The following is a 17,922-nucleotide window of genomic DNA, read 5'->3' as shown; positions in this document are numbered from 1 at the left end:
TTCTGGCTTCGCCCCTACCAGTAATAGAAGACGCTGATGATGTGCGCCGTGAGTGCTGCGAGCAGCGCGAAGGTGATCGGCACGTGGACGTAGAGCCAGACCTCGAGCATCCCGCGGATGCGCATGTGCCGGCGCATGCGATCGAGCTGCGACTGGCGCCGCTGCAGCAGCGATTCGATGCGCTGGATCGCCGGTTCGCGCGTCTCGACGAGCGAGGCGCGGCTGAAGCCGTTGATCGCCGCGCGCGTCGCGCAGCCCGGATAGAGGCTGGTCAGCCGCGCGAACAGGCCGCCGGCGAAGGGATCCTGCTCGAGCGCGGCGAGCACGAGGTCGGCATAGTGCCGGTCGAGCGGCTGCGCTGCCTCATGCAGCTGGCGGTCGATCGCGCGCAGCGCGTCGAGCATCTGCCGCTGGGTCAGTTCGCCGCGGTTCGACGAGAGCTGCTGCGGCAGGGTCGCATAGACGCTGATCCCGAAGATCCCCGAGAGGATCACCAGCATCATCAGCACATAGGCCAGGGTGTGCACGTTCCAGCCGAACTGGAAGCCCGTGTGCAAAGTCGCGACGATGATCAGCGAGAGGCCCAGGTAGACGTGCGCCGAAGTCCAGGCCTTGAGCGACCAGGCACCGCGCGTCATGTGCCGCTTGCGGTAGCCGAGCAGGGTCAGCCAGACGATCAGGCCCGCGCCGATCGTGCCCAGGGTATAGCCCATCCACGAGCCGCCGTTGGGCCGCGGTTTCACGTCGGCGCCGAAATAGCCGATCAGCGACAGCACGCAGAGCACCACGGCGATCTTGAGCCAGCGGAACTTGGCGTGGCGCAGGAAGCCCTCGTGATCGCTGACCGCCTGGCGGCCGGTCTGGCGGCCTTTCTGCGCAGCAGGCGGGCGGACTTCGGCCGGTGCGCCGGGGGCGCCAGTGTCGGGCTGCGTCGCCATCAGCTCTCGTCCCCCAGCCGCGCGACGGTGAGGAAGGCCTCCGGCGCGACGCGGATCGCGGCGCCGGTCGGGCAGGCGCGCACGCAGGCCGGGCCGCCTTCGATGCCCGAGCACATGTCGCACTTGATCGCCTTCTTGGGCTTTTCCTCGCCCGGCACGGCGTTCTTCTTGCGCCAGTATTTCGACGGCTCGCCCGGCCCCGGACCCTTGCCGAAGAACAACCACTCGAGCAGCGTCGGCTTGGGTGGCGGCACCGAATCCATACGGATCACACCGTAAGGACAGTTGCGCTGGCAATTGCCGCAACCGATGCAGGTGTCGTCGATGAACACCTCGCCGTCGGGGCCGCGCTTGATCGCGTTGGGCGGGCAGTCGGCCATGCAGTGCGGATGCTCGCAGTGGCGGCATGAGGTCGGCACGTGGAGGTGAGCATAGGTCTTGCCCGCCTCGCGATCGAGCCGCGACAGACCCTCGTGACTGTCGGCGCAGGCCTTCTCGCAATTGTCACAGCCCACGCAGAGCGTCTCGTCGATCAGCAGCACGTCGGTCGCCTCGCCGATGCCGTTGTCGACGAGGAACTGCGCGGTCTCCGAATACATGTCGACCACCGAGGAGAAGATGTCGCGCCGCCCCTCGATGAAGGCGTTGACGTCGCGGCGCGAGGCCATCTCGGCCTGGGCCTTGGCGAGCAGTTGCGGCTTCTTCTTCAGCAGCCGGCTAAAGGCTTCGCCCGGCAGGCGGATGACTTCGGACTTGATCGCCGCCTTTACCGTGGCCGAGCGCGGCTGCCCGTCGATCAGCGCCATCTCGCCGACATAGGAACCGGCGGGCAGGTAGGAGAGAAACACGGGCTTCCCGGCGATGGTCTTTTCGACGATCATCGAGCCGCGACGGATGACGTAGATGTCGTCGCCGGTTTCGCCTTCCTTCAGCACGACGTCGCCCGCGCGCACGTCCCTGACCTCGGCGCCCTCGACCACTTCGGCGACGTCGGCGCTGGTCAGCCCCGAACCGAAGATCTGCAGCAGCTGGCGCTCGATCGAGGTGCGCGTGATCGCGCGGCCCGCGGGCGGCACGGTCGAGATCAGCTTGAGCGCGGCGTTGCGCGCGAGCTCGACCACCACGGTCGGCTCGGCCGCGCGAATGGTGGAGCCGCGGCGGCGGCCCGAGATCAGGCCGACCTCGCCGAAGATCGATCCCTGGCCGATCGGCACGGTCTTGCTCGGATCGTCCTTGTCGATCTCGACCAGCACCGAGCCCTCGGCGATCGCGAAAAGCGAGGTTCCCGGATCGTTGCGCTCGAACACGGCCTCGCCCGCGGTGAAGCTGGCGACGGTCGAGTCGAGCATCAGCTCGCGCAGCTGGAGCGGCGAGACCTCCTGGAAGATGTCGATCTGGCTGCCGAAAGTCGTCAGCCACTCGTCGACCGACCTGTTGCCGGGCAGCTTGGCGAACTTGTCTGCCAGGATCGGTTCGTCGGCCGGCTTGAGGCTCTTGTTGCCGTTGATGAACTCGACGACGTCGTAGCCCTGGTTCATGCAGTGCTTGATCAGCGGATAGCCCGCCAGGGCGCCGATGACGTAGATTCCGGGCACGGTCGATTCGAAAGACGGCGAGAGCTTCGGATAGGCGACGCGGTCGGCGCTGGTGAATTCGATGCCGGTGCCCGGCTTGATCACCTTGCGCCCGTCCTTCTCCTCGAACTCGGCACAGGCGCCTTCGACGAAAGCGCGCGGCGGGGCCGAGCCCATACGCGCGATGACGCGGTCGCAAGGAACCTGGAGTTCACCGTCGCGCGTGTCGAAGGTGATCGTGCCCTTGTCGATCTTCGAGGCCGTGGTCTCGCGGAGCACGGTGATGCGGCCTTCGGCCTCCATCGCCACCAGCGCCTTGACGTTGGCGTCCTTGGCCGTGGCGAAATCGGCCGAGCGGTTGACGATCGTCACCTTGTTGCGCTGCTGCGGATCGGCGGCGAGGCCCATCGCGTTCTCGATACCTGCGTCACCTGCGCCGATCACGGTGATGTGCTCGTCGATGTATTCGCCGGGGTCGTCGAGCTGGTACTGGACGACCGCGCCCTCGCCCACCGGGCAGCGCACGAGGTTGGGATTGCCCTGGGTGCCGATCGCCAGGATCACCGTCTCGGCGATGACGACGTCCCCGCTCTTGGTCTTGAGCGAGAAATTGCCCTTCTCGCCGGTGATCGCGCTGATCTCGGCGTTGTAGAGCACGTTCACCTTGTTGCCGGCGGTCTGGTCGTCCCAGGTGCCGAGCACGGTTTCGCGCTTGCCCGCCTCGAAATCGAGATCCGACCGCAGCACCAGCGACGAGGGCGTCGCCATGACGTGCTTGCCCTTCTGGTACTTGTAGATCGTGTCCGAGAGGTGGTCGGTCTTCTCGATCAGGACATGCGCCAGCCCCAGCTGCGCTGCGCGCGAAGCTGCGCTGAGCCCAGCCGGACCCGAGCCGATTACGGCAATGCGAACACGCGTTTCCAACCCCGTTTCCCCCCGGGTCCCCATCCGTCGTCGGCGATTGCTTTATCGGCCAATTTTCCGCACATCGCGAAAACATCGCCGGCAAAGCGGATCTCCGCAATGGTCGGCCGACTATGACGGGAAGGGCGGGATGACACAAGCCGTGAACGGGGCGGAAGCCCGCAAGTTGCCGTGGGGCAAGATCGCGCTCTTCGCCGCGGCGCTGATCGCGGCCTTCGCGGTAGGCCTGGCGGTCATGCGCAAGTCGGGCGATTCCGCGTCCCCCGCCGCCGCAACCGACGCCGGGCTGGCACCGCAGTCGATCGAGGCGCTCGAGCAGCGCAGCAAGGCGGAGCCCGACAACGTCAGCGTCTGGCGCCAGCTCGCCACGGCCTATTTCGTCGCCGATCGCTATGCCGATGCCGCCGGTGCCTACGAGAAGGCCAGCGCGATCGAGCCGAACAACGCCGTGATCTGGTCGGCGCTCGGCGAAGCGCGGGCCATGGCGAGCGGCAGCGACGTGCCGGCACCCGCGGTCGAGGCGTTCCAGCGCGCGCTCAAGCTCGACCCCAAGGATCCGCGCTCGCGCTACTTCCTCGCGGTGAAGCGCGATCTCACCGGCGATCACGAAGGCGCACTCGGCGACTGGCTCGCCCTGCTCGCCGATACGCCGAGCGATGCCGTGTGGCACGACAACCTCGTCCGCACGATCGAACAGATCGGCAAGATCAACAAGATCGACGTCGCGCCGCGCATCGCCGCGGCCCAGGCCAAGGCGCCCAAGCCGACCACGCCGCCGCAGATGGCCCAGATGCCGATGGCCGCGCAGGGCATTCCCGGCCCGACCGCGCAGGACCTCCAGGCGGCCACCGCGATGGCGCCGGGCGAACAGCGCGAAATGGCCGAAGGCATGGTCTCGCGGCTAGAAGGACGGCTCAAGACGCAGCCGAAGAATCCCGAAGGCTGGGTGATGCTGATGCGCAGCCGGATGACCTTGAACCAGCCCGACAAGGCCAGCCAGGCCCTCAAGGACGCGATCGCGGCGAACCCCGACAAGGCGGACCTGCTGCGCGAACAGGCCGGCGTGCTGGGGGTGAAATAGGACCGATATCCTCCCTGTTTTTGGCGAAACCACGAACGGGGAGGATCTCAGCGGCCTATAACAACCGCTCCAGGGCCCCGCCGCTCTCGACGAGGAAGGTCACGAGCGTCAGCGTCAGCCCCGCGAGGAATATCCGGTAGGCATAGCCGAGATAGCGGTACTTCTTGCGCTGGAGCACCACGCCGTTCTGGTGGATGTCGCGCAGCATGGTGCGAAACACCGTCTCGTCCGAACGCAGCGCCGCGAGCACACGATCGGCATATTCGTCCTCGCTGAGGTGCGCGAAGACACCGAAGAACAGGATGTTGTCGCGCTCGGAGCTCTGCACGCGCGGCGGCCGGAACGACGGCAGCACCGCGGCGATCGCGCAAAGCGCCGACAGGAAGGCCGAGATCGCCAGCACCATCAGCGCATAGGGGAAATCCCCGCGGCTCGCCTGACCCACCGCGATCGTGAAGACCACGAAGGTCGCGCCCATCAGGATCGACGCCTTCTGGTCGGCCATCTGGCTCATCGTCACGTTGACCTGCATGGTCGTACGCACGAGGTGGATCGCCTGGATCGAGAACCCGTCGGCATTGCGTGCGGGGCCGATGGGAGCTGCACTCGGCGGCGGCGGTGCAACCACCGCCGCCGGCTTGTCTTCGCTGGTCACGCTTGAACGCTTTCGGGTCAGACGACGCCGAAGGCCAGCATGGCGTCGGCGACCTTCTTGAAGCCGCCGATGTTCGCGCCCTTGACGTAGTCGATGTAGCCATCGCCCTGGCGACCATAGGTTTCGCAGCTCTTGTGGATTCCGGCCATGATGTCCTTGAGCATCTGCTGGAGTTCCTCTTCCTTCCAGGAACGGCGTTCGGAATTCTGGCTCATCTCGAGGCCCGAGACCGCGACGCCGCCGGCATTGGCCGCCTTGCCCGGCGCGAACAGGATCTTGGCGCCACGGAAGGCGTGCACGCCGTCGAGGTCGGTCGGCATGTTGGCGCCTTCGGACACGGCCTTCACGCCGTTGGCGATCAGCGCCTTGGCATCTTCACCAAGCAGTTCGTTCTGCGTCGCGCAGGGCAGCGCGACGTCGCAGGGCACGCCCCAGGGGGTCTTGCCGGCGGTGAAGCTGGCGCCGGGGAACGCCTCGACATATTCCTCGATGCGGCCGCGGCGGTGCGTCTTGTGCGTCTTCACCCAGTCGATCTTCTCTTGGGTCAGGCCGTCGGGATCGTGGATGAAGCCGCCCGAATCGGACAGGGTCAGGACCTTGCCGCCAAGCTGGACGATCTTCTCGGCCGCGTGCGTCGCGACATTGCCCGAGCCCGAGATCACCGCGGTCTTGCCGACGAGATCCTGATCCTTGGTCGCGAGCATGTTGGCGAGGAAATAGACCGCGCCATAGCCGGTCGCCTCGGGACGGATCAGCGAGCCGCCGTATTCAAGGCCCTTGCCCGTCAGCACGCCGGTGAACTGGCCGGTGATGCGCTTGTACTGGCCGAACATGAAGCCGATCTCGCGGCCGCCCACGCCGATGTCGCCTGCGGGCACGTCGACGTCGGCGCCGATGTGGCGATAGAGCTCGGTCATGAAGCTCTGGCAGAAGCGCTGGATCTCGCGCACGCTCTTGCCCTTGGGATTGAAGTTCGAGCCGCCCTTGCCGCCGCCCATCGGCAGGCCGGTCAGCGCGTTCTTGAAGGTCTGCTCGAAAGCCAGGAACTTGAGCACCGATTCGGTGACCGAGGGGTGGAAGCGTAGGCCGCCCTTGTAGGGGCCGATCGCATTGTTGTTCTGCACGCGCCAGCCGCGCTGGACGCGGACGTTGCCGTTGTCGTCTTCCCAGCAGACGCGGAACGAGACCACACGGTCCGGCTCGGCGATGCGGCGCAGGATCTGCTGCGAATGGTATTCTTCGTTGCTGTCGAGGAACGGAAAGATGTCTTCGGCCACTTCCTGGACAGCCTGAACGAACTCGGGCTGATAGGGATTGCGCCGCTTGACGCCCTCCATGAAGCCGTTGAAATCGACGTGATCCGATACCGCCATGTAGTCTTCCCCCTTGAGTGCCAAGCCATTCCCGACACTCGGTTTCCGAGTCGGATGGCGCCGCCGGGGCCGAGTGTATAGGCGGAATGCGACGCCTTCTATTGTGATTTATGCCACCAGCCCGTCAGCCAGGGATCGCGCCTCAGTCCGTCTTCACCTTCGAGAAATCGAGGTCCTTGGCGGTGAAGACGCGGATCGGCTCGCCCTGGCGCACGCGAATCGTCGGGCCGATCTGACCCGACTGGCCAACTGCGGCGGCCGCCGCCGACTGGCCGCCACCGGCGATGATCACGCCGGCATTGCCGCCGATCGCCGAGAGACCGCCGATCACCGAGAGCAGCATGGCCGAGCCGAAGCGCTCGAAGAAGTGCGAGTTCACCTTGCCGGCGAGGCCCGTCTCGCCCGAGAAGGCGACGGCCGGCGAAGCGATGTTGACCGAGACGCCGTCGGGCCGGATCACCCGCGTCCAGATGACGTAGGCGCGCTTCTGCCCGGCCTGGAGCCCCGACTTGTACTGGCCGATCAGCCGCGACGACCGCGGCACGAGGACGCGGCTGCCGTCGAACGAGCGCACGTCGGCCGAGACGATCGCGCGGACGTAGCCAGGCACGTCGGTGTCGATCGCGGTTTCGAGGATCGCCGGGATCAGGGTGCCCTGGGTAACGGTCGACTTCGGGTCGATCATCTTGGTGGCCGTGGCCATGCCCGAGCCGCCGCCGACGCCGAGGCGCGAGGCGAAATCGTCGTTGCTGTTACCCGAGCCGGCGGGCGCGCCCGGAACGGCGACGCCGCCCAGCGGTGCGGGCAGCGCCGAAGCGTCGAACACCACGGCGGGCGAGCCGGCCGGATTGGTGCGCGGGGCCAGGCCCGCTGCGGTCTGCGGCGGCGCGGCGAGCACCGGGGCCGGGGCGGGCGCGGGCAGCGCCGCGGGATTCGGCGCGGGCGTGATCGCCTGCGGCGGAACCACGGGCGCGACCGGCACCGGCGCGGGCACCGCAGCCTGTTGCGGCTGAGCAGGCCTCTGCCCGTCGCGCGCGGCGTTCATCGACCACAAGGTCACGCCGCCGAGCAGGGCGACCACGGCCACGCCCGCGGCGAGGCCCAGTCCGTCCGAACCGCGCTTGGTGGCCGCGACCTGCGGCAGCACCGAACGCGTGGCGAGATCGATGACCTCGGCGCCCTGCTGATCGCGCGGATCCTCGAAGTCTTCGGGCTGGCGGCGGGTACCGAGCTGGCGGTTCATGGCTGTCCCCCTTGGACGCTGGCATTGCTGGCGGTCTGGGCCTGCGGGCGGGGTTTGGGCCCCGGCCCCTTGTAGTCGAGCTGGGCGCGGTCACGCCCGACGCGCAGGACCAGCTGCGCGGGCACCCCGTCGATCACGATCGTGTCGCCGCGCACGGCGAAGTTCACCGGGCCTTCGTCGCCCTTGTCGTTGGTCACCAGGATAGCCGGGATCGGCACGTCCTTGGGCCAGACCGCATAGGTCGATTCGCCGTCGTCGTAGAGCCGCTGCGGGATCAGCCGCGCCGGACCCTTGGAGGCCCAGGCAAAGTTGAGCCGGGCGGGATCGATGGGCTCGGCGTCGAGCGCCTCGCGCTCGTCGTCGGTCAGCGCCACCGCCGGCGCGCCCGGGGTCGCAGCGGACTTGGGCTCGGCCGGATAGGTGAACTTGAGCGCATAGAGCGGCGCCGTCACGCGCGGATTGGCGATCAGGTCGAAGTAATAGGTGTGGCGGTCGGTCACCACGGTCATGTTGGTGCGCGCGGTCGCCGCCAGCGGTTTCACGAAGAGCAAATTGGCGCGCTTGTTCGGGGTGATCTGCCAGGATTCGGCATCGCCCACGGCGACGTTCTCGATGTGCTCGTCGTCGGCGAAGGCGACGGTCGCCTGGACTCCCATCTTGCCATCGATGCGAACGACCTCGTTGGCGTTGTAGAGCCGTTGCGTCAGCCTTGCATCGGCGGCGTGGGCCACGTGCGGCGCCGACATGGCGAGCAGCGCGAGGGCGAAAAGGCGGCTATTCATCGTTGCATTCCTCCGGCGCGGCCGGTGCCGCCCGTTGACTGGGGCGCGGCGAAGCGGCTGCCGATCCCGCGCGCGCGACTGCGCGGCAGCGGCGGCAGGCTGGCTGTCGAACCGCCCGAAACCTGGGTGATGTGGGTGCGGCTCGAACTCGCGCCGCCGCCCGTCGCGCCGCCGCCTTGCGATACGACCTCCACGCTCGCGGGTCCGACCATCGCCGCGGCCCGGCCGCCGAGCGCGGCTGCGCCGCTCGCCGGCATCATCGGCGCGATCGCGGCGGCGGGCATCAGCGGCGCCACCGACGGCGCGCTGTCGCGAGATTCGCGGTCATTGCTCGCCAAGCCAAAGACCTGCCAGGCGGAGACCATCGTCCCCGCCACTTTCAGGATCATCGACATGAGCGCGACGTGGACGCAGGCGATGACGAACAGCGCCAGGGCCGAGCGGCCGTTGACGCCCTCGACGCCGTGGAGCGAAGCCACGACCGGCACGAGCAGTTCCATGACCACGCCGCCGCCGACGACGACGAACAGCGGGGTCACCGCGGTCAGGGTCAGCCCGCGCAGCCAGCCGACGAAGAGCCCGCGCGTGCCGTTGAACAGCGCAAAGATGACGAAGACCGGCCCGACCGCGAGCAGCACCGCCAGCGCGATCCGCGCGGTGACGAGCACGCCGACCGTGCCGAGCAGCAGCAGCAGCCCGCCGAGCCACATGACGTTGGCCGGGGTGAAATTGCCCGAGACCGCGGCGCTCGCCGCCTGGGCGCCCTGCTGGGCGGCCGCGGCGGGCGGTGCGCCCTGCTGCTTGCCGGCCTCGGCCGCCTCGGCGATGGCGTTGAAGACGAGGTCGACGCGGTCGCCGAAAATCTGCGTCGCCGAGCCCTGCGAGCCGGTCAGCACCGAGGCGATCTCGTCGGGCGCGCCGGTGGTCAGGTTCCAGACGACCTGGCTGTAGGCGACCCAGCTCGTCGCGAAGGTCAGCACCAGACCCAGGGTCAGCATCCGTGGGGTCAGCGCCGAGACGCCGATGCGGCTGCGGCCCGTGAGGAGCCCGATCGCGAAGAAGGCGATGTAGAGCGTGAGCCCGATCGTCAGCGCCGGCAGCAGCGCACCGCCGCCGCCAGCCCCGCCGCCGAACAGCCGGGCGAAGGCCGAAGCGACGGTTTCGCCCGCAAGGCAGTCGACCGCGCGCAGCGCCGAAGCGACACCGCCAGAGGCTTCGGCTGCCAGGACTTCGCAGGCGCTGGCCATTATTCGGCCGCCTCGGTCCAGAGAGGGTCGCTATCCACGTCGTCGGGCCAGACCTGGCCGGTCAGCGCCGGATACCAGGCTGCAGGCGCGTCGCCATAGGTCTCGCGCAGGGTGTCGAGCCGGCGCACGATGCTCTCGCGGCCCGACAGCACGGTCAGGACTTCGGGCATGCCTGAAAGATCGAGCCGCACGACGACCGAAGCGTCGGGCTGGCGGATCAGGAAGCAGCGGCTCTGCGCCGGCAGGGTGCGGATCAGTTCGAGCTCGTGCTGCGTCAGGCCGAAGCCCTCGCAATAGTCCTCGGCCCTGGCGCGCGCGTTGGGCATGAAGATCATCGTCGCGGTCTGCTCGACCAGCGCCGCCGAAATCCGGCTTTCGAGCGCGTCGCGCGCCGACTGCGTGGCGAGGCCGACCAGCGCGTTGCGCTTGCGCAAGGTCTTGAGCCAGTCGCGGATGCGCGCGGCGAAGACCGGATCGTCGAGCGCCTTCCAGCCCTCGTCGATCAGGATCATCGTCGGCTCGCCGTCGAGGCGCTCCTCGATGCGGTGGAACAGGTACATCATGACCGGCGTGCGCAGGCGCGGCGTCTCGAGCAGCGCGGTCATGTCGAAGCCCAGGGTCTTCGCAGAAAGATCGAGCCGGTCGTGCTCGTTGTCGAACAGCCAGCCGTGCTCACCGTTCCCCAGCCAGGCGTCGAGGCGGCTGGCGAGATCGCCGGGTTCGGGCCGGCGCGAACCGGCGAGCAGTTCGCGGAAATGCGTGAGGCGGCGCAGGCGCGCGTCGTTGTGATAGGCGGCGTCGACCGCCGCCGAGATCGTCGCCAGTTCCTCGGGCCCGCTCGCTTCGAGCAGCACGCCGAGCCAGTCGCGCAGGAAGGCGCGGTTGGCGGCGCTGTCGGGCAGGGCGAGCGGGTTGAACCCGGTCGGATGGCCCGCAGCAACGCGACTGTAGGTGCCGCCGATCGTGCGGACGAAGACTTCGGCGCCGCGGTCCTTGTCGAACAGCACCGTGCGCGGATTGTACTTCTGCGCCTGGGCGGCGAGGAAGTTCATCACCACGGTCTTGCCCGAGCCCGAGGGGCCGATGACGGTGAAGTTGCCGAGATCGCCGGCGTGGAAGTTGAAGAAGAACGGCGTCGCGCTGGTCGTGGTGAGCAGGGTCACCGCTTCGCCCCAATGGTTGCCGCTGGCCTGGCCCATGGCGAAGCCGTGGAGCGAGGCGAAGCAGGCCATGTTGGCCGAGGAGATCAGCGAACGGCGCACGAGGTACTGCTCGTTGCCGGGCAACTGGCCCCAGAAGCCGGGCTCGAGATTGGTATCCTCGCGCACCGCGACCGCGCCGGCATCGGCGAGCGCCGCGGCGCAGAGCGCGACGGCATCGTCGAGGCTGTCGAGCCGATCCGAGCGGACCAGGACCGAAAGGTGATGATCGCCGAAGGCCGCAGAGCCGGTGCCGAGCGCATCGCGCGCCGCGGTCATCTCGCGGCGTTCGGCCAGGGCTTCCTCGTCGGCCGACTTGAGCCTGCGGATCGCGAGGTCGATGCGCTCGCGCGAGACCTGGCGGTCCGAAGGCGCGTAGCTTTCGGTCAGGGTCAGTTCCTGCGGCAGGCGCAGCAGCGCGTCGGTCAGGCCCGGGCCGGTCGAATCGGGATAGTCCTTGAGGCTGACCAGCGCGCCGAAGCTCGTGCCCTGCGCGCCCTTGAGCTCGAGCGCGTCGAGGCCGAAGGAGAGCCGGCGATAGGGCAGCATCTGGCCGACGTCCACGTGATCCTCGGGCCGGCGCACGGGGCGCATCTCGCCGTTGTAGAGCGCCGAAAGCAGTTCAAGCACTTCGGAACAGGTGCCGACACCACTTTCATAGTCGCCGAGCATGCGCGCACCATAGGCGCCGAGCGCGGCGAGCATCGCCGAGGCCGCCGAGCGCAAGGTGCGAACGTCGCCGGGTTCGGCCTCGATCGCTTCCTGGCCACGGTTCTTGAACAGACGGCCGATGCGCTCGGGCCAGCCGGCCTTGCCGCGCGCGGGGCGGCGGACGAGCGTGACGAACTGGTCGTTGACGAAGAGCGCGCCCGAGCCGAGCTTCTCGCGCCAGCGCGCGTCGATATGCGCGGCCAGCGGATCCTCGAACCCGCCGGCGAGCTCGACGTGGACGCGGCGGCGGACGACGTGGTGATAGAGCACGAAGCGCGCGTCGAGGCTGGCGCGGAGCAGAACCTCGCGCACCGCGGTGTGCGCGTTCAGCTCGTCGGCATCGGCGGTCTCGAACGAGATGCCGGGAACCAGCAGCGAGCACATGACCGAACCGTCGCGCAGCAGCACGACGTTCTCGTCGACCAGCGCGCGGTAGGGCAGCCGATCGCCGGCCTTGGCTTCCTTGGTGGCCCAGGGCAGGGAAAGCTTGGGTTTCGCCATCGCTAGATCCTCACGCCGAATAGGAGTTGCAGCCCCAGTGCCGGAAGTTCGGCACGCGCGGGCAGCGCGAAACTTTGGTGATCCACAGGTCGAACACCCGCGGCTCGCGCAGACAGGCCAGGTAGCCGACGCCATGGATCAGGGCGGCGGCTGGCAGGGCCCAGAAACTCTTGGTCATCAGGAACAGCTCGGTCGTGACCGCCATGTTGATGACGAAGAACGAATAGGTCACGCCCGCGAACATCTGCGGCCGCGTGAGCGCGCGATGGACGGGGTGGCGGATGAGTTCCACGAAGGGTCAGCCCGCCGCCGACTGGATGCCGGTGACGATCGCACCGGCGCCGAACAGGATGAAGCAGCCGATGATCACGGTCGCACCGAAGCGCCAGTTCATCCGGCCCGTCAGCATCATGAAACCGACCGCGGCAACGGCCATGACCGCGACGGCCGTGGCGACGTTGCCGAGCAGAGTCCCCTGGAGCCAGCCGAGCGCCGCGACGATCGGGCCCGATCCCGCAGGATCGGCAGCACGCACTTGTGCCCAGGCCGGCGCCGGCAGCGCGGCAATCGACAGGAACGGAACGAGCGAAAGCAACGCGCGGCAAGAGAATCGATGACTCAAAGGGCCCTCCTGGCGGCTCCGTTGCGCTAGTAACATGACAGCACTGTGACGATTGCGGCAACCCGGAACGACGGCAAGCGGCGGGTCGGCCGGCATCGCGCGCCTATCTGCGCACCGGCGCGGATAGCCGTGCCATGATCGAGGAAACGTAGAGCTGCGTCTCGCGGATCGCCGGAATGCCGCCAGCGCGAACCACGCGCGCGGGGCCGGCATTGTAGGCGGCCAGCGCCTTTTCGAGATCGCCTTCGAAGGCATCGAGCTGCAGCCGCAGATAGCGCGCGCCGCCTTCGAGATTGGCGCTGGGATCGTGCGGGTTTACCCCCATCTGCCGTGCGGTGCCCGGCATGAGCTGGGTCAGCCCGCGCGCGCCGACCGGTGAAACCGCGCCGGTGTTCCAACGACTCTCCTGCCAGACCACGGCTTCGAGCAGCGACGGGCTGAGATCATACTTGGCGGCGAGTTCCGCGACGCGCGGCTGCCACTGCGCAGGTCCTGCGGTATCGCCGATCTGCGTGAACGAGAGCGGATAGGGTTCGCCGTCGGGCGCGCGCTCGGCGACGTCGCCAACCGACGGCGCAGCGATCTCGACGACGGCTGCGCGAGGGCCACCCGCGACCCAGCTATGGCCGCCGACGCCGATCTCCATCACGTCTGCCGAGGCGACGGATGGCAGCATGGCCGCGACCGCAGCCCCGGCGAAAGAAAGGAAAATACGGCGATGCACCCGATTCGGTCTCCACGGCCCCGCGCCGCGATAAAGCAAGGCAGCCAATTTCGCCAGTGCGGCTGAATGGCGCCTGATCGGCGGCCGATCGCAGAGGCGATGGAATGTCTACTCATTTCATCGAGATTTGACATCGACTCGTCGACGCGCCATTGTCTACTTCAAGAGTTGAGTTAGTTGATCCGGTCAGTCGCAGGCCTTCGATTCGTTCGATGGCCTCCGCAACCCTGCAGACAGTTCAGCTGGAGCGGCCGCGATGAAAGCCGCGCTTTAAGGCGCAACAGATCAAATTGAATGTCTACCTGATTAATTGAGTTTAAGCGCGTCCAACCCACGAGGGAGACCACGAAATGCAACGCCGCCTGTTCCTGACCGCAGCCCTGGCTTTCACCGCTGCGCTGACCGCCTGCTCGGGCGGTGCCAAGCAGGATGGCAATGCGGTCGAGCTGACCAACGTCTCCTACGATCCGACGCGCGAACTCTACCAGGCGGTGAACCCCGCCTTCGCCGCCTACTGGAAGCAGAAGACCGGCCAGGACGTCACCTTCAAGATGAGCCACGGCGGTTCGGGCAAGCAGAGCCGCGCTATCATCGACGGGCTCGAGGCCGACGTCGCGACGCTGGGCCTCGCCTATGACGTCGACGTGATCGCGCAGAAGGCCAAGCTGCTGCCGGCCGACTGGCAGAAGGCGCTGCCCGACAATTCGGCGCCCTATACCTCGACGATCGTGTTCCTCGTCCGCAAGGGCAATCCCAAGGCGATCAAGGATTGGGGCGACCTGATCAAGCCGGGCGTGCAGGTGATCACGCCGAACCCCAAGACGAGCGGCGGCGCGCGCTGGAACTTCCTCGCCGCCTGGGCCTATGGCCGCAAGGCCGGCGGTTCCGAGGCCGCGGCCGAGGACTTCGTCAAGCGCGTCTACGGCAATGTTCCCGTGCTCGACAGCGGTGCGCGCGGATCGACCACGACCTTCGTCGAGCGCGGCATCGGCGACGTGCTGCTGGCCTGGGAAAACGAAGCCTTCCTCGCCGAGAAGGAACTCGGCGCGGGCAAGTTCGACATCGTCGTCCCGTCGATCTCGGTGCTGGCCGAGCCCTCGGTCGCGGTCGTCACCGAGAACACGAAGAAGCACGGCACCGAGGCGGTGGCCAAGGCCTACCTCGAATACCTCTACACGCCCGAGGCGCAGACCGCGATCGCGCGCAACTTCTACCGCCCGCGCAACGCCGAGGTCGCGGCCCAGTTCAAGGCGCAGTTCCCCGAGATCAACCTCGTCACGATCGACAAGGACTTCGGTGGCTGGACCCACGCGCAGAAGACCTACTTCGACGATGGCGGCGTTTTCGACCGCATCTCGGTCAAGAAGTAAGCCGCAGCCCTTTCCGCCCCGCAATCGAGCAGGCCACTGCAGATGTCGATCTCCCACCCTCGCAGCCTTGCGCGCGCCCGGACCTGGCGCCAGCCCTCGGTGCTGCCCGGCTTCGGACTGACCTTCGGGTTCACTCTCGCCTGGCTCACCCTGATCGTGCTGATCCCGCTCGCGACGATCTTCTTCAAGTCGGCCGGCCTCGGCTGGACCGACTTCGTCGCGGTCGGCTTCTCGGACCGGGCGCTCGCCGCCTATCGGCTGAGCTTCGGCACCGCCGCAGCCGCCGGGCTGATCAACGCGGTGTTCGGCCTGCTCGTCGCCTGGGTGCTGGTGCGCTACGACTTTGCCGGCAAGAAGGTGGTGTCGGCGCTCGTCGATCTGCCCTTCGCGCTGCCGACCGCGGTCGCAGGCATTGCCCTGACCGCGCTATATGCGCCGACCGGCTGGGTCGGCCAGTTCCTCGACCCGCTGGGCATCAAGGTCGCCTTCACCGCACTCGGCATCACCGTCGCGCTGGTCTTCATCGGCCTGCCCTTCGTCGTCCGTTCGGTCGAGCCGGTGCTCGCCGATCTCGGCAAGGACGTCGAGGAAGCCGCGGCGACGCTCGGCGCCAATCGCCTGCAGACCTTCAACCGCGTGATCCTGCCCGCGATCGGCCCGGCGCTGCTGACCGGCTTCGCGCTGGCCTTCGCGCGCGGCGTCGGCGAATACGGCTCGGTGATCTTCATTTCGGGCAACATGCCCGGCAAGACCGAGATCGCGCCGCTGCTGATCGTCACCCAGCTCGAGCAGTACAACTATGCCGGCGCCACCGCGATCGCGACGGTGATGATGCTGGCGAGCTTCGCGATCCTGCTGCTGATCAACCTGATCCAGGCGCGCGCGCGCGGGAGGGCGATCTGATGGCCCGCCTGCGCTCGACCACCGAGGACCGGCTGACCCAGGGCGTGCTGATCGCGCTCGCGCTCGGCTTCCTGACCTTCTTCCTCGCGCTGCCGCTGATCGCGGTGTTCTTCGAGGCGCTCGAGCAGGGCCTCGGCATGTTCCTCGACGCGATCAAGGATCCCGACGCGATCGCCGCGATCCGGCTGACCCTGATCATCGCCGCGATCGCGGTGCCGCTCAACATGGTCTTCGGCCTCGCCGCGGCCTGGGCCATCACCAAGTTCTCGTTCCCCGGCAAGAGCCTGCTGATCACGCTGATCGACCTGCCCTTCTCGGTCTCGCCGGTGGTCTCGGGGCTGATCTTCGTGTTGCTGTTCGGCGCGCACGGCTATCTCGGTCCCTGGCTCCAGGCCCACGACCTCAAGATCGTGTTCGCGGTCCCCGGCATCGTCCTGGCAACGGTTTTCATCACCTTCCCCTTCGTCGCGCGCGAGCTGATCCCGCTGATGATGGAGCAGGGCAAGGCCGACGAAGAGGCCGCGATCTCGCTCGGCGCCAACGGCTGGCAGACCTTCTGGCACGTCACCCTGCCCAACGTCCGCTGGGGCCTGCTTTACGGCGTGCTGCTGTGCAACGCGCGCGCGATGGGCGAGTTCGGCGCAGTCTCGGTGGTCTCGGGCCACATCCGCGGCCTGACCAACACGATGCCGCTGCACGTCGAGATCCTCTACAACGAATACGACTTTGTCGGTGCCTTTGCCGTCGCCTCGCTGCTGGCGCTCCTCGCGCTGGTGACGCTGGTCGCCAAGAGCCTGCTCGAATGGCGTTTCGACCTCCGCCATGAAGGGATCGGGCATTGATCACCGTCAACCAGGTGACGAAGCGCTTCGGCGACTTCCCCGCGCTCCACGGCATCGATCTCAAGATCGAGCCTGGCGAATTCATCGCGCTGCTCGGCCCCTCGGGCTCAGGCAAGACGACCCTGCTGCGCATCATCGCCGGCCTGGAATTCCAGGACACGGGCGAGGTCCTGTTCGACCGCGAGGACGTCTCGCGTACCGGCGTGGGCGACCGCGGCGTGGGCTTCGTGTTCCAGAACTATGCGCTGTTCCGCCACATGACCGTGGCCGAGAACGTCGCTTTCGGGCTCAGCGTCAAGAAGCGCCGCGACCGGCCGAGCAAGGCCGCGATCAAGGCGCGGTCCGCCGAATTGCTGAGTCTCGTCCAGCTCGACGGTCTCGGCGATCGCCTGCCGAGCCAGCTTTCGGGCGGCCAGCGCCAGCGCGTCGCCCTGGCCCGCGCCCTGGCGATCGAGCCCCGGGTGCTGCTGCTCGACGAGCCGTTCGGCGCGCTCGACGCCAAGGTCCGCAAGGACCTGCGCCGCTGGCTGCGCGAGCTGCACCAGCAGATGGGCCTGACCTCAATCTTCGTGACCCACGACCAGGAAGAGGCGCTCGAGCTCGCCGATCGCGTCGTCGTCATGGACCACGGCAAGATCGAGCAGATCGGCACGCCCGAGCAGGTCTACACCGAGCCGGCGACGCCCTTCGTGGTGAACTTCGTCGGCGAGACCAACACCTTGCCCGGCGGCATCCACGTGCGCCCGCACGACATCGAGATCGTGGCCGAAGGCGGCCACGCCGTCGTCGTCGACAACGTGTTCCGCAAGGGCGGCGCGTGGCGGATCGAGGGCCAGCTCGCGAACGCCTCTGGGGGCAACGGTATCGTCGAGATCGACCTCGACGCCGAACACGCCGCCCCCGCGCTCGGCAGCACGATCCGCATCCGCCCTCTCCGTTCGCAGACCTTCACCCCCACTGGAGCCCAGCCATGACCAACCAAGAAACCTCCCCGATCTCGCCCGAAGCGGCGCGCATCCTCGAGGAAAGCATCACCAGCGTCCGCGAGGCGCTGACCGGCCTCAAGTACGGCAACGTCTCGTTGACCGTGCACGAGGGCCGCGTCGTCCAGATCGACGTGACCGAGAAGAAGCGGCTCAAGCCGAACTGATCGCTCGCGACCGGGGGCAACCCGACACTTCAACCACAACCAATAATTCGCTGACGACCGACCGGGCAACTGGAGGCGTCGGG

The 17,922-nt window shown here is 67.8% G+C and carries 17 protein-coding genes; 6 read left to right on the top strand and 11 right to left on the bottom strand.

Features of this window, described 5'->3' with window-relative positions; all coding sequences use genetic code 11:
• Positions 1 to 14 precede the first annotated feature (14 nt).
• Both WG901_RS11615 and WG901_RS11610 read right to left on the bottom strand, forming a co-directional pair.
• Positions 15 to 938 (bottom strand): hypothetical protein, encoded by a 924-nt coding sequence (locus WG901_RS11615; RefSeq protein ID WP_339587228.1) that lies wholly within the window; start codon positions 936 to 938, stop codon positions 15 to 17.
• Entirely contained in the window at positions 938 to 3,436 is a 2,499-nt protein-coding gene (locus WG901_RS11610; RefSeq protein WP_339587227.1) for a cyclic nucleotide-binding domain-containing protein, read from the bottom strand. The genes WG901_RS11615 and WG901_RS11610 overlap by 1 nt, the downstream gene beginning before the upstream one ends.
• 130 nt (positions 3,437 to 3,566) lie before the next feature.
• Between WG901_RS11610 and WG901_RS11605 the strand changes: the two genes are divergently transcribed.
• Entirely contained in the window at positions 3,567 to 4,517 is a 951-nt protein-coding gene (locus WG901_RS11605) for a tetratricopeptide repeat protein (protein ID WP_339587226.1), read from the top strand.
• Positions 4,518 to 4,572: 55 nt separating this feature from the next.
• Here the strand turns inward: WG901_RS11605 and WG901_RS11600 are convergent, their stop codons facing one another.
• The 9 genes from WG901_RS11600 to WG901_RS11560 all read right to left on the bottom strand — a co-directional run bounded on the left by WG901_RS11600 (position 4,573) and on the right by WG901_RS11560 (position 13,526).
• A complete protein-coding gene (locus WG901_RS11600) occupies positions 4,573 to 5,172 on the bottom strand; it encodes a Pycsar system effector family protein (protein ID WP_339587225.1) in 600 nt (199 codons plus the stop codon).
• A gap of 17 nt (positions 5,173 to 5,189) precedes the next feature.
• Positions 5,190 to 6,545, bottom strand: a complete 1,356-nt coding sequence (gene gdhA / locus WG901_RS11595; RefSeq protein ID WP_339587224.1) for an NADP-specific glutamate dehydrogenase — start codon at positions 6,543 to 6,545, stop codon at positions 5,190 to 5,192.
• A 142-nt stretch (positions 6,546 to 6,687) separates the two neighbouring features.
• Positions 6,688 to 7,788 carry a TrbI/VirB10 family protein gene (locus tag WG901_RS11590; RefSeq protein WP_339587223.1) on the bottom strand — a complete coding sequence of 367 codons (1,101 nt, stop codon included), beginning with the start codon at positions 7,786 to 7,788 and terminating at the stop codon, positions 6,688 to 6,690.
• Positions 7,785 to 8,570 carry a TrbG/VirB9 family P-type conjugative transfer protein gene (locus tag WG901_RS11585; protein WP_339587222.1) on the bottom strand — a complete coding sequence of 262 codons (786 nt, stop codon included), beginning with the start codon at positions 8,568 to 8,570 and terminating at the stop codon, positions 7,785 to 7,787. The genes WG901_RS11590 and WG901_RS11585 overlap by 4 nt, the downstream gene beginning before the upstream one ends.
• Positions 8,567 to 9,817 (bottom strand): TrbL/VirB6 family protein, encoded by a 1,251-nt coding sequence (locus tag WG901_RS11580; protein ID WP_339587221.1) that lies wholly within the window; start codon positions 9,815 to 9,817, stop codon positions 8,567 to 8,569. The genes WG901_RS11585 and WG901_RS11580 overlap by 4 nt, the downstream gene beginning before the upstream one ends.
• Positions 9,817 to 12,228, bottom strand: coding sequence for a VirB4 family type IV secretion/conjugal transfer ATPase (locus WG901_RS11575; protein WP_339587220.1), 2,412 nt, complete (start codon positions 12,226 to 12,228; stop codon positions 9,817 to 9,819). The genes WG901_RS11580 and WG901_RS11575 overlap by 1 nt, the downstream gene beginning before the upstream one ends.
• 10 nt (positions 12,229 to 12,238) lie before the next feature.
• The gene (locus WG901_RS11570; RefSeq protein WP_339587219.1) at positions 12,239 to 12,520 is read right to left on the bottom strand and encodes a VirB3 family type IV secretion system protein; all 282 of its coding nucleotides are present in this window, start codon (positions 12,518 to 12,520) and stop codon (positions 12,239 to 12,241) included.
• 6 nt (positions 12,521 to 12,526) lie between these two features.
• Positions 12,527 to 12,823, bottom strand: a complete 297-nt coding sequence (locus tag WG901_RS11565; RefSeq protein WP_417602782.1) for a TrbC/VirB2 family protein — start codon at positions 12,821 to 12,823, stop codon at positions 12,527 to 12,529.
• Positions 12,824 to 12,953: 130 nt separating this feature from the next.
• The gene (locus WG901_RS11560) at positions 12,954 to 13,526 is read right to left on the bottom strand and encodes a lytic transglycosylase domain-containing protein (protein WP_339587217.1); all 573 of its coding nucleotides are present in this window, start codon (positions 13,524 to 13,526) and stop codon (positions 12,954 to 12,956) included.
• Between the two features lie 398 nt (positions 13,527 to 13,924).
• On the opposite strand from WG901_RS11560, the gene WG901_RS11555 reads away from it, so the two are divergent.
• From WG901_RS11555 to WG901_RS11535, 5 genes are read left to right on the top strand one after another with little or no spacing between them, the layout of a single operon-like run.
• Entirely contained in the window at positions 13,925 to 14,944 is a 1,020-nt protein-coding gene (locus tag WG901_RS11555) for a sulfate ABC transporter substrate-binding protein (protein WP_339587216.1), read from the top strand.
• A 42-nt stretch (positions 14,945 to 14,986) separates the two neighbouring features.
• Positions 14,987 to 15,847, top strand: coding sequence for a sulfate ABC transporter permease subunit CysT (gene cysT, locus WG901_RS11550; protein WP_339587215.1), 861 nt, complete (start codon positions 14,987 to 14,989; stop codon positions 15,845 to 15,847).
• A complete protein-coding gene (gene cysW / locus WG901_RS11545) occupies positions 15,847 to 16,689 on the top strand; it encodes a sulfate ABC transporter permease subunit CysW (protein WP_339587214.1) in 843 nt (280 codons plus the stop codon). The genes cysT and cysW overlap by 1 nt, the downstream gene beginning before the upstream one ends.
• Complete coding sequence (locus WG901_RS11540; protein WP_339587213.1) at positions 16,686 to 17,663, top strand: sulfate/molybdate ABC transporter ATP-binding protein; 978 nt, start codon at positions 16,686 to 16,688, stop codon at positions 17,661 to 17,663. The genes cysW and WG901_RS11540 overlap by 4 nt, the downstream gene beginning before the upstream one ends.
• Positions 17,660 to 17,839 carry a YezD family protein gene (locus WG901_RS11535; RefSeq protein WP_339587212.1) on the top strand — a complete coding sequence of 60 codons (180 nt, stop codon included), beginning with the start codon at positions 17,660 to 17,662 and terminating at the stop codon, positions 17,837 to 17,839. The genes WG901_RS11540 and WG901_RS11535 overlap by 4 nt, the downstream gene beginning before the upstream one ends.
• Positions 17,840 to 17,922: the final 83 nt, after the last annotated feature.

This window comes from Novosphingobium anseongense (assembly GCF_037482895.1).
Taxonomy (GTDB): Bacteria; Pseudomonadota; Alphaproteobacteria; order Sphingomonadales; family Sphingomonadaceae; genus Novosphingobium; species Novosphingobium anseongense.
This window is presented reverse-complemented; position numbering and strand designations above follow the sequence as displayed.

What these genes read in the sequence shown, in the direction of transcription:
- WG901_RS11615 (WP_339587228.1), bottom strand. Translation starts at nt 938, where the DNA reads ATGGCGACGCAGCCCGACACTGGCGCCCCCGGCGCACCGGCCGAAGTC.
- WG901_RS11605 (WP_339587226.1), top strand. Translation starts at nt 3,567, where the DNA reads ATGACACAAGCCGTGAACGGGGCGGAAGCCCGCAAGTTGCCGTGGGGC.
- gdhA (WP_339587224.1), bottom strand. Translation starts at nt 6,545, where the DNA reads ATGGCGGTATCGGATCACGTCGATTTCAACGGCTTCATGGAGGGCGTC.
- WG901_RS11590 (WP_339587223.1), bottom strand. Translation starts at nt 7,788, where the DNA reads ATGAACCGCCAGCTCGGTACCCGCCGCCAGCCCGAAGACTTCGAGGAT.
- WG901_RS11585 (WP_339587222.1), bottom strand. Translation starts at nt 8,570, where the DNA reads ATGAATAGCCGCCTTTTCGCCCTCGCGCTGCTCGCCATGTCGGCGCCG.
- WG901_RS11580 (WP_339587221.1), bottom strand. Translation starts at nt 9,817, where the DNA reads ATGGCCAGCGCCTGCGAAGTCCTGGCAGCCGAAGCCTCTGGCGGTGTC.
- WG901_RS11575 (WP_339587220.1), bottom strand. Translation starts at nt 12,228, where the DNA reads ATGGCGAAACCCAAGCTTTCCCTGCCCTGGGCCACCAAGGAAGCCAAG.
- WG901_RS11560 (WP_339587217.1), bottom strand. Translation starts at nt 13,526, where the DNA reads ATGCTGCCATCCGTCGCCTCGGCAGACGTGATGGAGATCGGCGTCGGC.
- WG901_RS11555 (WP_339587216.1), top strand. Translation starts at nt 13,925, where the DNA reads ATGCAACGCCGCCTGTTCCTGACCGCAGCCCTGGCTTTCACCGCTGCG.
- cysT (WP_339587215.1), top strand. Translation starts at nt 14,987, where the DNA reads ATGTCGATCTCCCACCCTCGCAGCCTTGCGCGCGCCCGGACCTGGCGC.
- cysW (WP_339587214.1), top strand. Translation starts at nt 15,847, where the DNA reads ATGGCCCGCCTGCGCTCGACCACCGAGGACCGGCTGACCCAGGGCGTG.
- WG901_RS11535 (WP_339587212.1), top strand. Translation starts at nt 17,660, where the DNA reads ATGACCAACCAAGAAACCTCCCCGATCTCGCCCGAAGCGGCGCGCATC.